8 protein-coding genes and 1 tRNA gene are annotated in these 13,981 nt (G+C 70.9%); 6 read left to right on the forward strand and 3 right to left on the reverse strand.

All coding sequences use genetic code 11. The features are described from left to right. The first annotated feature begins 6 nt into the window (after positions 1–6). The 4 genes from topA (at position 7) to FHS23_RS05850 (ending at position 7,701) form a co-directional block, all read left to right on the forward strand. Positions 7–3,084, forward strand: coding sequence for a type I DNA topoisomerase (gene topA / locus FHS23_RS05835; RefSeq protein WP_183648930.1), 3,078 nt, complete (start codon positions 7–9; stop codon positions 3,082–3,084). Positions 3,085–3,402: 318 nt separating this feature from the next. Next, a complete protein-coding gene (locus FHS23_RS05840) occupies positions 3,403–3,972 on the forward strand; it encodes a hypothetical protein (RefSeq protein ID WP_183648933.1) in 570 nt (189 codons plus the stop codon). A 370-nt stretch (positions 3,973–4,342) separates the two neighbouring features. Continuing rightward, positions 4,343–6,514, forward strand: coding sequence for a bifunctional MFS transporter/dTMP kinase (locus FHS23_RS05845; protein ID WP_183650959.1), 2,172 nt, complete (start codon positions 4,343–4,345; stop codon positions 6,512–6,514). Next, positions 6,511–7,701, forward strand: coding sequence for a DNA polymerase III subunit delta' (locus FHS23_RS05850; RefSeq protein ID WP_183648936.1), 1,191 nt, complete (start codon positions 6,511–6,513; stop codon positions 7,699–7,701). The genes FHS23_RS05845 and FHS23_RS05850 overlap by 4 nt, the downstream gene beginning before the upstream one ends. Before the next feature lie 181 nt (positions 7,702–7,882). Here FHS23_RS05850 and FHS23_RS05855 read toward each other — a convergent pair whose 3' ends face one another. Beyond that, on the reverse strand, positions 7,883–9,550 hold the full coding sequence (locus tag FHS23_RS05855) for a hypothetical protein (RefSeq protein WP_183648939.1): 1,668 nt from the start codon (positions 9,548–9,550) through the stop codon (positions 7,883–7,885). Between the two features lie 131 nt (positions 9,551–9,681). Here FHS23_RS05855 and FHS23_RS05860 point away from each other — a divergent pair. After that, positions 9,682–9,755: transfer RNA gene (locus FHS23_RS05860), tRNA-Thr, on the forward strand. 317 nt (positions 9,756–10,072) lie between these two features. Here FHS23_RS05860 and FHS23_RS05865 read toward each other — a convergent pair. Further along, positions 10,073–11,011, reverse strand: a complete 939-nt coding sequence (locus FHS23_RS05865; RefSeq protein WP_183648942.1) for an alpha/beta hydrolase family protein — start codon at positions 11,009–11,011, stop codon at positions 10,073–10,075. A gap of 87 nt (positions 11,012–11,098) precedes the next feature. Between FHS23_RS05865 and FHS23_RS05870 the strand changes: the two genes are divergently transcribed. Further along, positions 11,099–13,705 carry a helix-turn-helix transcriptional regulator gene (locus FHS23_RS05870; RefSeq protein ID WP_183648945.1) on the forward strand — a complete coding sequence of 869 codons (2,607 nt, stop codon included), beginning with the start codon at positions 11,099–11,101 and terminating at the stop codon, positions 13,703–13,705. On the opposite strand, the gene FHS23_RS05875 is transcribed toward FHS23_RS05870, so the two are convergent. Then, entirely contained in the window at positions 13,635–13,955 is a 321-nt protein-coding gene (locus FHS23_RS05875) for a hypothetical protein (RefSeq protein ID WP_183648948.1), read from the reverse strand. The two genes, FHS23_RS05870 and FHS23_RS05875, sit on opposite strands and share 71 nt — an antisense overlap. Positions 13,956–13,981 lie beyond the last annotated feature (26 nt).

Raw genomic sequence — 13,981 nt, forward strand, 5'->3', positions numbered from 1 at the left:
GACAGCGTGGCGGCAACGACGCGGAAGAAGAACGGCGAGAGCTCGGGCGACGGCAACCGGCGGTTGGTGATCGTCGAGTCGCCCACGAAGGCGCGCAAGATCGCGCCGTATCTCGGAGGCGACTACGTCGTCGAGTCCTCCCGCGGCCACATCCGTGACCTGCCACGGGGTGCCGCGGACGTGCCCGCCAAGTACAAGGGGCAGTCGTGGGCCCGCCTCGGCGTGGACGTCGACAACGACTTCGAGCCGCTCTACATCGTTCCCGCCGACAAGAAGTCCACGGTCACCGAGCTCAAAAGCCTGCTCAAGGACGTCGACGAGCTCTACCTCGCCACGGACCCCGACCGTGAGGGCGAAGCGATCGCCTGGCACCTGCTCGAGGCGCTGAAGCCGAAGGTGCCGGTCCGCCGCATGGTTTTCCACGAGGTCACGCCGGAGGCGATCCGCGCAGCGGCCGACAGCACGCGCGAGCTGGACCCGGACCTGGTGGACGCTCAGGAGACGCGCCGGATCCTCGACCGGCTCTACGGCTACGAGGTCTCGCCGGTGCTGTGGAAGAAGGTCATGCCGCGGCTGTCGGCGGGCCGGGTGCAGTCGGTGGCGACGCGCGTGATCGTCGAGCGGGAACGCGAACGCATGCGGTTCACGTCGGCGTCGTACTGGGACATCTCGGCGACGATGGACGCCGGGGCCGACGCCGCGCCGCGGAACTTCCCGGCGCGGCTGACGGCCGTCGACGGCGCCCGCGTCGCCACGGGCCGTGATTTCGGCTGGAACGGGCAGCTCAAGGACGCCTCCGCTGAGGTCCGCGTGCTGGACGAGACCGAGGCGAACCGGTTGTCCGAGGCGCTCGGCGGCCGTGACTTCGCGGTCAGCAGCGTCGAGGAGAAGCCGTACACGCGGAAGCCGTACGCGCCGTTCATGACGTCGACGCTGCAGCAGGAGTCGGGCCGCAAGCTGCGGTTCTCGTCGGAGCGCACGATGCGGATCGCGCAGCGGCTCTACGAGAACGGTTACATCACCTATATGCGTACCGACTCGACGACGCTGTCCGAGGCGGCGTTGTCGGCGGCGCGCAGCCAGGCCACGGATCTCTACGGTTCCGAGTACGTCTCGCAGGGTCCGCGGCAGTACAACCGCAAGGTCAAGAACGCGCAGGAGGCGCACGAGGCGATCCGTCCGGCCGGTGAGGTGTTCCGCACGCCCGGTCAGGCCGCGGCTGAGCTGGAGACCGACGAGTTCCGCCTGTACGAGCTGATCTGGCAGCGCACCATCGCCTCGCAGATGGCCGACGCCAAGGGCACGACGATGTCGGTGAAGATCACCGGCACGGCCACCAGCGGCGAGGAGTGCGTGTTCTCGGCGTCGGGCCGCACGATCACGTTCCCGGGCTTCTTGAAGGCCTACGTCGAATCGGTCGACACCGAGGAGGGCGGCGAGGCCGACGACAAGCAGAAGCGCCTGCCTCAGCTCGCCGAGGGGCAGGGCCTGACCGCGGCCGAGCTCGACCCGGACGGCCATGCGACGTCGCCCCCCGCGCGTTACAGCGAGCCCGCCCTGGTGAGCAAGCTCGAGGAACTGGGCATCGGCCGCCCGTCGACGTACGCGTCGATCATCAAGACGATCCAGGACCGCGGCTACGTGTGGAAGAAGGGTTCCGCGCTGGTCCCGTCGTGGGTGGCGTTCTCGGTGGTCGGGCTGATGGAGCGGCACTTCGAGCGGCTCGTCGACTACGACTTCACCGCCGCGATGGAGGACGAGCTCGACCGCATCGCCAGCGGTGACGACAAGCGCACGAGCTGGTTGTCGCGGTTCTACTTCGGTGGAGAGATGGGCGTCGACGGTTCGGTCGGCCGGATCGGCGGGTTGAAGAAGCTGGTCGGCTCGGGCGTCGAGGACATCGACGCGCGGGAGATCAACTCCATCCCGATGTTCACCGACTCCGAGGGTCGTGACGTCGTCGTGCGCGTCGGCCGGTACGGGCCGTACCTCGAGCGCGAGGTGGACGGTAAGTCGCAGCGGGCGAACCTCTCCGACGACCTGCCGCCGGACGAGCTGACGCTCGAGATCGCAGAGAAGCTGTTCGCGACGCCGCAGGAAGGCCGCGTGCTGGGCACCGACCCGGTGAGCGGGCACGAGATCGTCGTGAAGGAAGGCCGGTTCGGGCCGTACGTCACGGAGATCCTGCCGGAGCCGGAGGAGGAGCCGGCCGAGCAGTCGCACACCGAGGAGGCTGCCGCCGAGGACTCCGGTGAGCAGGGCGGCACCAAGACGGTGACCAAGAAGACCACGGCGAAGAAGACGACGAAGAAGCAGACCAAGCCGAAGCCGCGCACCGCGTCGCTGCTGAAGTCGATGGACATCGCCGAGGTGACGCTCGACGACGCGCTCAAGCTGCTGTCGCTGCCGCGCGTGGTGGGCACCGACCCGGAGTCGGGTGAGGAGATCACCGCGCAGAACGGCCGGTACGGGCCGTACCTGAAGAAGGGCACCGACTCGCGGTCGCTGGCCACCGAGGAACAGATCTTCGACATCACGCTCGAGGAGGCGCTCAAGCTCTACGCCGAGCCGAAGCGCCGCGGCAGGCAGGCCGCGAAGCCGCCGCTGATGGAGCTCAAGGAGGACTCGGTCTCGGGCAAGCCGATCGTCGTCAAGGACGGCCGGTTCGGGCCGTACGTGACCGACGGCGAGTACAACGCGTCGCTGCGCAAGTCCGACAGCGTGGAGGACTTGACGCAGGAACGCGCCGAGGAACTGCTTGCCGAGAAGCGAGCCAAGGGCCCCGCGAAGAAGACGACGAGCAAGAAGTCGACCACGACGGCGAAGAGTTCGGGTACCAAGAGCACCGCGGCGAAGAGCACCACGGCGAAGAGCACCACGGCGAAGAGCACCACGGCGAAGAGCACCACGGCGAAGAGCTCCGGCACCAAGAGCACTGGGGCCGGCAAGTCGACCGGAACCAAGTCGACGGCGACCAAGACCGCGGCGACCAAGACCGCGGCGAAGAAGAGCACGTCGGCCAAGTCCTCGGGTTCCGGCTCGTCGAAGTCGAAGTCGACCGCCTCCACGTCGACGAAGAAGTAGGCGGCTGATCGACGCCGGGTCACCGGTCCGGTGGATGTCGGTGACCGTGCGGTGCAGGCCCGGTGACACGGCCGTAGTCGGTGCGCGCGTGGTCACCGGTGGGATGTCTGCGCAGCGTAGGCGGGCCGTACCGGCCTGGGTGCGGTTCAGGCGCACCCGGTGGGTGGCTCGCCCGCCGTGGTCGGTCACGTGGATACGTGAGCCGGGTCATCGTCCTGTTGGCGGATGCGCGGTGTGATGGGACCGCTACCCTGACAGCCGACGGCATGTCACTGCGGGTTCCCCCCCGCATCGCCCGAGCAGGTACGAGGAGGACGCGTGGGCAGCGGAGACGGTACCCAGGCTCCGGAGTCGGCGCACTACAGCGATTCGCTGGCCGATCCGGAATCCGCCGCGGGCGGGTCCGGTTCGACGGTCCCTCCCGCGCAGTCGACGGTGCCGGACCTCGAGGTCATCCGGAGCAAGGCGGCCGCGGCGTTGGCCGAGGAGGACGCGAAGCAGGCGGAGCAGGCCGGCCCTGGGGACCCGGCGGATCCGGGGGAAGCGGGCGACGCGGAAGCTCCGGAGGGCGCGGAGGACACCGGCGGCACAGCCGCGGCGTCCGGCACCAACGGCGTCAAGGGCAGACTCGGCAAGCTCCCGCGGCCGCGGATGCGGGGCCAGCTGCTGCCCGCGATGCTGCGCCGGGGTGAGAAATCCCAGCAGGCGCAACGGCCCGCGGCGGCCAAGCCCGTGAAGCAGCCGCTCAACCAGCGCGTCACGGTGCGGAAGCCGTCGAACGCCTCGGCGGGCCTGATCGTGGCGGGTGTGCTGCTGATCGTGTTCGTGATCGTGGCGATCCGGTTCGTCGTGAGCTTCGTCGAGAGCGTGGGCGGCATCTTCTCCTGACACCTGGCCTGCTGACGACGCCGTGCCCGCCTGGCCCGGTCCGCTGCTGACGGCGCCTTTCGGGCCGCGCCGCGTGGGCGGGTACCGGAATCCGACGATTCGTCCGGTGTGACGTCACGATCGGTGGGGTACCGCTTACCCGCGGTGTCTTCGCTGGTCCGCCCGCAAGAGCAGGCAGGCCAGCGATACCCTGACCGCACAGGCAGCGCCGGTCATGTGGGGTGGGCACATCAGCGAGGCAGCTCGGGGGACACAGAACGCCGACACGCGCGACGAACGCGCGGCGGCGGCAGACCCCACGGCCCGGGACGCTTCCGGTGACGCCCAGGCCGCGAGACAGGTGAACGCCGGAGCGTCGGCGCACCACGAGATGTCCACGACCCGGCGGGCCCGCAGTGTGCTGGGGATCCGGCCGTTCCGCCGGCTGTGGGCGGTGACGTACCTGTGCAGCGTGGCCGACTGGCTCGCCATGCTCGGCCTCACGGGCCTCGTCACGAAGTACACCGACGACTACCTGCTGCAGAACTTCGCGTTCGTCGGCGTCGTGCTCACGCAGCTGCTACCCGGGTTGCTGTTCGCCCCGTTGGGTGGGCTGCTCGCCGACCGGTTCGACCGTCGCAAGGTGATGATCTGCGCCGACCTGGCGCGGTTCGCGCTGCTGTTCTCGATCCCGATCGTCGGGTCGCCGATCTGGCTGTTCGTAGCCAACTTCATGGCCGGGTCCGCGGCGATGATGTGGATCCCGTCGAAGGACGCAGCGGTGCCGAACCTGCTGCGCAGGCCGGATCAGGTGGAAACGGCCAACCAGCTCGGGCTGTTCATGACCTACGGGCTCGCGGTCGTCAGCGGAGCCGGGCTGTACTCGGTGCTCACCGGTGTGCAGACGACGCTCGGCATCTCGCCCGACGCGTTCGGCGAGTTCGGCATCGCCAACGCCGTCGTGTTCATCAACGCGCTGCTGTACCTCGCCAGTGCGATCCTCATCGCGACCCGCATCCCGGAACTGTCGCTCCGCAACGTTCACCCCGTGCCCGAGAGCACGGCCGCGTCGCGGGACGCCGCGGCGAGCGACGACGAGGCCGCCGAGGACCAGGTCGGCTTCATCGCGATGGTGCGGCAGAGCTTCAGCTACATCCGGCGCACGAAGCTGGTCCGCGGCCTGCTGATCGGCATGATGGGCGCGTTCGCCGCGGGCGGCGCCGTGATCGGTGCGGCCAAGCCGTACTCCTCGAGCCTCGGCGGCGGTGACGCGTCGTTCGGCCTGCTGTTCGTCGCGGTGTTCGTCGGCGCCGCGACGGGCCTGGCGATGGTGCCGAAGCTCGCGCGCAGGCTGCCGCACGACCGGCTCTTCGGTGTCGGCATCGTGCTCGCGGGCATGGCGCTGATCGTCGTCGCGCTGTCGCCGCATCTGGCGGTCTCGCTCGTCGCCGCGGCAGCGGTCGGGGCGTGCGCGGGCGCGGGATTCCTCACCGGTGTCACGATCATCGGCTCGCAGATCGACGACGCGATGCGCGGCCGGATCAACGCGATCTACCAGTCGCTGCTGAAGATCATCATCTTCGGTTCGACCGCGATGGTGCCGGTGCTCATCGGCCTGGTGCAGCCGCACAAGGTCACGGTGTGGGGCAACGAGCTCATCATCGACGGCACGCGGCCGGTGCTGCTCGGCGGTGGCTTGCTGGCGGCGCTGGTCGGTGTCATCGCGTACCGGCAGATGGATTCGCGTCGCACCGAACCGATCCTCGCCGACCTGCGCAACATCATGCGCAGGCGACCGCGGCGCATGAACGGCCTGCTCATCGCGCTCGAAGGAACGGCGGCCACCGACACCGGCACCCAGGCCGGTCGTCTCGCCGACGCGCTGCGCACCGGTGAGCGGGACGTCGTGCTGGCCACGGATCCGGCGCTCGACGACGAGCGGCTGCAGGGCATCGTCTCCGGGGCGTCGCTGTCGAGTGCACGGGCGCAAGCGCTTGCGGCCGCCGCCGTGCGCGCCGACATCGTGGAGCGTGACATCCGGCCCGCGCTCGACTCAGGCGCCATCGTCGTCATGGAACGGTTCGTCGACTCGCCCCTGGCCCACCTGGCCGCCGTCGCGGGACTCGACTCGTCGGAACTGGAGGGTCTCGCCGACTGGGCGACCGCCCGGCTGCGGCCCGACCTGGCGGTGCTGCTCGACACCGACCCGGCGGCCGGTGACGCCGAGGGTGGTGCGAACGGCACGTCGGCCGGTCCGCAGCATTGGCGTGTGCAGCAGCTGCTCACCGAAATGGCGTCGGCGGACCCGCAGCACTACGTCGTCGTGGACGCGGACGGCAGCCCCGACGAGGTCGCCGGCCGCATCCACACCGCGGTCCAGTGCGCCCTCGCGGGCAAGGTCCCCGGGCTCAGCAAGCGCGGGCGCCCGAAGACCGATCGCGACTCCGGCGCCCCCGCCGACGACACGGCCGGACCCCGGGACGGCGAGACCGAGGACACCGGGCCCCGGGACGGCGATACCCGGGAGGCAGGCGAACGCGCGACGCAGGGAACCGCGCCGTGACGTCGGTCTGGTCACAGGTGGTCGGCCAGGAGCCGGCCGTGGAGGCGTTGCGGACCGCCGCGTCGGCTGCCGCCGCGCTCGTCGCGGGCGAGCCCGACCCGCACGGCGGGATGACGCACGCGTGGCTGTTCACCGGTCCGCCGGGCTCGGGCCGTTCCGTGGCGGCGCGGACGTTCGCCGCTGCGCTGCAGTGCTCCACGGGCACCGGTTGCGGCGGCTGCAGCGGCTGCAGGACCGCCGTCGCGGGCACCCACGCCGACGTGCGGCTCGTCGTCCCCGAGGGACTCTCGATCTCGGTCTCGGAGATGCGATCGCTCGTCCAGGCCGCCGCCCGCAGGCCCACGACCGGCGAATGGCAGGTCGTGATCATCGAGGACGCCGACCGGCTGACCGAGGGCGCCTCGAACGCGCTGCTCAAGGCAGTGGAGGAGCCGCCCGACCGCACGGTGTTCCTGCTGTGCGCCCCGTCGGACCATCCCGAGGACGTGTCCGTGACGATCCGGTCGCGATGCAGACTCGTCACGCTGCGGACGCCGCCGCCGGAGGCCATCGCACGCGTGCTCGCCGAGCGGGACGGTGTCGACGAGTCGACGGCGAACTGGGCGGCGTCCGTGTGTGGCGGGCACGTCGGCAGGGCGCGCAGACTCGCCACCGACGAGGCCGCACGCAGCAGGCGCGACGCGGTCCTGCGCATCCCGCTCGGACTGCGCAGGCCCGGCGACGTCTTCACGTGCGCCGACGAGCTGATCAAGACCGCCGAGTCCGACGCCGCCGACGAGAGCAAGGCGCGCGACGAGGCCGAGGCGGAGGAGCTGCGCACCGCCATGGGCTCCGGCGGCACGGGCAAGGGCGTGGCAGCCGCGAAACGATCCGCGGACGCCGCGGTGAAACAGCTGGAGAAGCGGCAGAAGTCACGCGCCACCAGAACCCAGCGCGACACGCTCGATCTCGCGCTCATCGACCTGGCCGGGTTCTACCGCGACGTGCTGGTCACCTCGAGCGGAGCGGGCGCCGCGCTGAATCACCCCGACTTCGCCGAGCAGAGCCGGGAGGCCGCACGCGAGTGGACCCCGGCGTCGACGCTGCGGCGTCTCGAAGCGGTCCTCGAATGCCGCGACGCGATCACCTGGAACGTCAAACCGCGCATCGCCGTCGAGGCCATGGTCACCACCCTCCGCGAAGGCTGAACCGCACCCACCCCGATGTGCCCCAAGGCACTTGGGGTTCAACACAGCCACGCGTCACCGAGCCGGATGCGATCCGTGCAGCCGGTCCCGAAACGACGAGCCGGTCCCGAAACGACGATGCCCCACGGCACCTCAACGGCACCGTGGGGCATCGCTCACACCTGCTCTCGCGGGCGAGGGCTCACTCCCTCGGACGCGGCGACGGCCTCGGCGGGGCGGCTGCTGCTGCCGTCGCGCCTCGACGGCCCGGCGAGACGGCCACCAGGACCACGCCGATCAGCAACATCGCCGTGCCCGTCCAGAAGATCGGCACCGATGCGTACGCACCGCTGGTCTGCGCGAGCTTGTCCGGAGCCGCGGGAGGGGCGGCGCCGCCACCCTCCGGCGGGGTCGCGGGCTTCGGCTTGCTGCAGTCGACGCCGCCGGTCGGCGCGAACGCGCGGGCGATCTGCTCACCCAGCGACACCTGCGCCAACGAGGACGGCAGCTTGGCCGCCGCATCGTCCGGCAGCAACTCCTTCAACTTCTTCGTCGGCAGGATCTGCAGATCGAGCAGCCGCGCCGACGCGCCCTGCTGGTAGCCCTTGAACGGCTTCGCCTGCTCGCTGCCACGCTTGGTCAGCTCGGCGATGCTCAGCCGCAGCACGCCGAGATCGAGGACCCGCTTGGCCGCCGTGTCGTTCAACGCCTTCACGCCGTCGTTCACGGTCTGGGCGAGATCGCCGACCACCGGCGCGTCCTTCACCTGGTCGTAGCCGGGCAGCTGCTTCAGCTCCGGCGTCGGCGCACCGACCGGGATGTCAGCCGTCGGATTCGCCGCGTCGAGCGTGAACAGCTCCTTGCCGTTCCGCTCCACCGTCAGCACCGGCGCCGTGTACTCGACCTTCGACGTCTCCGCCTTGCCCGTCGACAGCACCCGCAACGTCGGCTGGCTCGCGACCTTGACCGTCAGGCCCAGCGGAGTGCCCTTCAGGATGTTGATGTCCGCGACCTGCATGGTCGACGTCGACTCCACGGCCTTGCGGTCCGTGCCCGGCATGTCCACCAGCCGCACCGTGGAGCGGGTGGACAACGTGTTCGGCGCGCTGAGCAGCGAGCCCTTCCCGTCGGCCGCGGGCTTCGCGTCGGTCGTCGGCTGGCCCGACAGCAGGCCACCCAGGTCGGCCAGCGACCCGAGCCCCTTCCGCAGCGACTCCTTCGTCTCCGCGTCGGTGTCGGTCAACTGCCCGATGTCCGGCATCGTCGGAACCACGTTCAGCAGCGACGCGCTCGCCGTCGACGTCGACGCGTCCGCGATCGTGCCCACACACGGCCCCAGCTCCTCGCTCCACCGCGCATGAGCCGTACCGTTCAACGCACTCAGATTGATCAACGGATTGTCCGGTGCGTTGATACCCGTCGACAGCGGCTTCTCGTTGTCCGGCAACGCCGTCTGCGTGACCGAACCCGGCGTCGTCGGCGCATTGCCCCCGATCGCCAACCCCGCAGGAGACGCCGACGCGATCGACCGCTCGTACGTCAGATACGACTCCGAATCCGCCTTCGCGTTCGACAGTCCGAACCCGCCCTCCAACGCCGACTGCTTCGGCAGGTCGTCCTCCGCACCCGGAAGGATCGCGTCGGTCGGTACCGCCTGCGGCAACAGCCGCACCATGCCGAGCGCCGTCCCCGCCTCACCGATGGCCTTCGCCTTCGTCTTCGTCGGACCCGACGCAGGCGGCGCGTCCGGATTGGCCGGTTGGGGAACAGGAGTCGTAGGGATCGTCTGTCCGGCCGCAGGTCCGGCGGCCAGGACGACCAAGGCCGCCGCTAGCGGCAGCGCTGCCGAGCGGGCCAGTCGTCGGCGCATAGTGAGGGTCCTCCAGTGCAGGTGAAGCCGGTCGGGGTGGCTATGCCTGTTCGATCCTCTAACGAACGAGGGGGGCGTTGGTGACGCATCAGTGTCCGGTATAGTGTTCCGTACAAGGACACAACGTCCACGCCGCCTTAGCTCAGACGGCCAGAGCGACGCACTCGTAATGCGTAGGTCAGGGGTTCGATTCCCCTAGGCGGCTCGCCCGAAGGCGCCCCATGCTCGTCGCGTGGGGCGCCTTCGCTGTGTTCGGGCATCGCAGTGTTTTCTGGGGGCGTGGCCCCCGGACCCCCGCCCGGGGAGTCCCCCGGACCCCCATCGTCAATGGTCACCTTGGGTTGCCGGTCGCCGACATCGGGTGCAGGTGCTGGGGGTGTGGTTGCCCGGGTGTGCTCGCTTCGCATCGCCCGTTGCGATGGGTGGTTGCCGTTGCCGTTGTCGGGCCGGTGGGGTTCGGCGAGGTCTGAAACCGAACGTGGGGCCTGCCGCCGAACGGAAGGCCCCACGCTGCGCCGATGATCAGTACGGACAGGTGTCCCGGTACTCCGAGATCGCCCGGTCGTCCGGTGCCGGGCACAGGAACTGCGCGTAGCGCTCGTCGTCGTCGAGGAACAGCTTGAACCACGACAGCGTGTACTTCGCCGTCGTCGTGTCCGGCGAGTTGGGGAAGAAGTGGTTGGCGCGCTCCAGCTCCATGTACGCCTTGTCGGTGCTGTCGGGGATCGACTCGTAGAACGGCTCCGAGTGGCGCCGCACCGGTGCGACCGAGTCGGACTCACCGCCGATGATGAACGTCGGCGTCGACAGTGCCGAGAAGTCCTTCCTGGTGTGCCACGGCGCGAACGGCACCGCCGCGTCGATGTCCGGGTTCTCCACCGTGGCCTCGAGCGAACCGCCGCCACCCATCGAATGCCCGGCCACACCGAGCCGCTCCGGGTCGACCCGATCGGTCACGTCGCTGTCGTCGGTCAGATAGCCCAACGCGGCGTTCAACTGGTCGGCGCGGCTGCCCGGCTGGTCGTACCGGCTGTTGGTGTCGATCGTGAACACGACGAAACCCTGCGACGCCAGCCGCGGCCCGAGCCAGGCGATGCTCGACTGGCTCGCCGTGTAACCCGGGGAGATCGCGATCCCCGCGAACGGGCCCTCGTCGGTCGCCGTCGGGTAGTAGATCGTGCCGCCGCCGAATCCGCGCACCAGACTCGACACGCGTTCCTCCGCCACGGAGAACGGCCCCCGGGGAGCCTCGATGCTGTCCTCCGTCGGATCCGGCCCGTGCTGGTACGTGCCCGCCGCGTGGGCGGCCTGCCCGGCGGGCCCGACCAGGGCGGTCGTGAGCGCGAGCACCGCCGCCGACAGCAGCGTCGTCACTGTCGTTCGTCGCACTGTTCCTCCTCGAATTCCGGTGATCCGGCTTCTGGCCCGATCACTCTCGCCCGGTACCGCGTCATTGCGCATCGGTGTAATCACCGGGTGTGTGAGAAAGTCACCGACGGGTTTTCGACTTCCGGACGCCGAATCGACGGCCTTTCCGAGCGGAGGGCTATGGCCGCAGCGACCGTGGGCAGGGAGGACGTCCAGACACGTCTCGCGGCGCTCCGCGACGACGTGCTGGCGGGACGTGGCGGAGCCCTCGTGCTCGCCGGAGCGCGTGGCATGGGCAGGACCACCCTCCTGGACGCGTTGCCGGCCTGCGGGTCGGTGCGGTTCGCGACGCTCACCGGGGTCGCGGCCGAGTCCGGTCTCCCATGGGCGGGCCTGCAGCGGCTCTGCGCGTCGGCCGGGATCGCCCCCGACACGGTGGCCGACGTCTCGCTGCGGGGCACGGCACTGCACCAACGACTGGCGGAACGCGGACCGGTGCTGTGCCTCGTCGACGACGCCCACCTGCTCGACGCCGAATCCCTCGACGTCCTCGCGTTCGTCGCACGCCGATGCGCGCGGAGCCCCGTCGGGGTGGTGCTGACCACGATGCCTGCGACACCCGCCGTGGACCGGCTCGCCGGCCTGGAGGTCGTGCGGCTCGAACCCTTGACCCACGACGAGTCGTGGCGGCTGGTCGCCGCCCGGGTGGCCGCGCCCGTGGCCGCTGAGCTCGTCGAGACCGCAGGCGGGAACCCGTCCGATCTGCTGGAACTCGCCGACGCGCTCACGGCCGCGCAGGCCGCGGGCAGGCAGCCACCGCCCCGGTCGCTGCCCGCGGACGGACGTGGTCGCGGCGCGGTGATCCGTGCTTGTCGTGGCCTCTCGGATGCGGCGCGGGCGCTGGTGCTGCGTGCCGCGTGCGCCGACCCGGCCGAGACGGCGGGCTCGGCGTGCTTGCTCGCCGCAGACCCGGTGCTCGCGGAAGCGCAGCGCTCGGGGCTGGTGTGCGTGACCTCCGCGGGGATCCGCGCGGCCAGCCCTGCACTCGCGGCGACCGTCTATGCCGCGGCGTCCGACACCGAGCGGCGCGAGGCACACGACACCCTGGCCGCGACGCTCGACCCGCAGCGGCACCGGGCCTCTCGCGAGTGGCACCGCGCCTGCGCCGACGGCCGGACCGACGTCGCCGACCGGATCGCCGCAGCGGCCGACGACAACCCGGAGACGTCCGCGCTCGCGTGGCACCGCGCCGCGCGGCTCACTCCTCCGGGAGCCGTGAGAGCCGAACGGTTGCGCCTGGCCGCACGCCGGTACTGGACGGAGGGACGCGTCGGACCGGCGCGCAGACTGTTGTGGCAGGCCCGGGAACACGCACCGCCCGGGCCGACGGCAGGCCGTGTCCTCGTCGCCGCCGGCGAGATCGAGCTCCGGGACGGCACTCCCGAGGTAGCGGCGCACCAGCTGATGCTCGCCGCCGAGAGCTTGCCCGCCGACGAGGCGGCGGACGCGTTCCTACTGGCCGCAGAGGCTCGCCGCACGGCCGCCGACGGCTGCGGCTACGCCGAGACCGCGAGCAGAGCCGCGGCGACGGACACACTCGTGGCGACGCATCTGTCCGGTATGGCCGCCATGTTCACGCGCGACCACGCGGGCGCGGCCACCGCGTTGCGGCGGGTGCTCGACGAGGCGGGAGGCGACGTCAGCGGTGCGCTGTGCGCAGCGGAGGCGGCGATGACGCTCGGTCGCCCGACGCTGGCGCACGACCGTGCCGCCGCCGCGGTCGCGCGGGCCCGTGTCGGTGACCAGCCGACCCTGCTGCCGACGGCACTGTTCCAGTTCTCGCTCACCTCCGCGCTGCTCGATCGGCCGCACGCCGCGGTGGAGGCGAGCGGGGAGGGCGTCGCACTGGCCGTCGCGAGTGGACAGCGCAACACGGCGGCGGAACTGGACGTGCTGGCAGGCCTGGCACATGTCTCGCTCGGCGACCGTGATGCTGCGCTGGCCCACGTGGCGTCGGCGCAGGAACGCATCGACCGGGCCGGGCTCAGGCGCGCGGCGGCGGTCGCCGACTGGGTGCGCGCGTGCGCCGATTTGCTCGACGACCGGCCCGCCGACGCGTTCCGGAGGCTGGCGGCCCTGTTCGTGCCCGGTGCGGGCCGCTCACCGGTGCAGGTCGCCGCGATCCCGCAACTGGTCGAGTCCGCGATCCGATGCGACGAGTCCGACAGCGCGCGGCGGGCGCTCGAACGGTACGAGACATGGGCGGAGTCGACCGGAACCGGTGTGTGGCTGGCACTCGCGTATCGCTGCCGCGCGCTGCTCGCCGACGACCCGCAGGCGGCGGAGGCGTGGTTCCGCCGTGCGATCGAGCTGCAGCGCTCCGGTGGCATGACGCTCGAGCTGGCGCGCACCGAGTTGGCCTACGCCAGGGCGTTGCGGCGACAGCGCCGGAACCGTGAGGCCCGTGCGGTGCTGCGGGACGCCCTCCGGCTCGCCGACGACGCCGGCGCCGGGTACTGGGCCGCGCAGATCCGCGCCGAACTGCGCGCCGCGGGTGACCGCGCCGAGCAGGCCGCGTCGACCTCGACGGAAAACCTGACACCGCAACAGGAACGCATCGTCCGGTTGGTCGTGGATGGACGGACGAACCGTGAGGTCGCGGAACGGCTCGGGCTCTCCCGTCGCACCGTCGAGCACCACCTGCGCAACATCTTCGTCAGGCTGGGCGTGCGGTCGCGGGTGGAACTCGTCGCGGTGGTCGCCGACCCTCCGCCGCGCGACGTGTGACCGCGCGCGAGGAACGGGTCGGAGGGTCGCCGGAGGGTGCGGAGCCGCCGGCGAGGATCGTGCCCAGGTTGAAGCCGAGCGAGACGCCCGTGTACCGCGTGCTCCCGCCGAACAACTCCGTGAACATGGGGAACGCGGGCACCTGGAGCAGTGCGTTGAGGACCATGAACGCCAGGTAGAGCACGCCGACGAACAACAGACTGTTCGCCGATTCCATGAGCGCCAGCACCGGATAGCGAGTGTGGCCCATGTCTAGTCCTCGCGGCGGCCGGCACA

Source organism: Prauserella isguenensis, assembly GCF_014191605.1.
GTDB classification, from domain to species: Bacteria; Actinomycetota; Actinomycetes; order Mycobacteriales; family Pseudonocardiaceae; genus Prauserella; species Prauserella isguenensis.

Excerpts from the sequence above, each read along its gene's own strand:
- FHS23_RS05875 (WP_183648948.1), bottom strand. The coding sequence starts at position 13,955 with ATGGGCCACACTCGCTATCCGGTGCTGGCGCTCATGGAATCGGCGAAC.
- FHS23_RS05870 (WP_183648945.1), top strand. The coding sequence starts at position 11,099 with ATGGCCGCAGCGACCGTGGGCAGGGAGGACGTCCAGACACGTCTCGCG.
- FHS23_RS05845 (WP_183650959.1), top strand. The coding sequence starts at position 4,343 with ATGTCCACGACCCGGCGGGCCCGCAGTGTGCTGGGGATCCGGCCGTTC.
- FHS23_RS05855 (WP_183648939.1), bottom strand. The coding sequence starts at position 9,550 with ATGCGCCGACGACTGGCCCGCTCGGCAGCGCTGCCGCTAGCGGCGGCC.
- FHS23_RS05865 (WP_183648942.1), bottom strand. The coding sequence starts at position 11,011 with ATGCGCAATGACGCGGTACCGGGCGAGAGTGATCGGGCCAGAAGCCGG.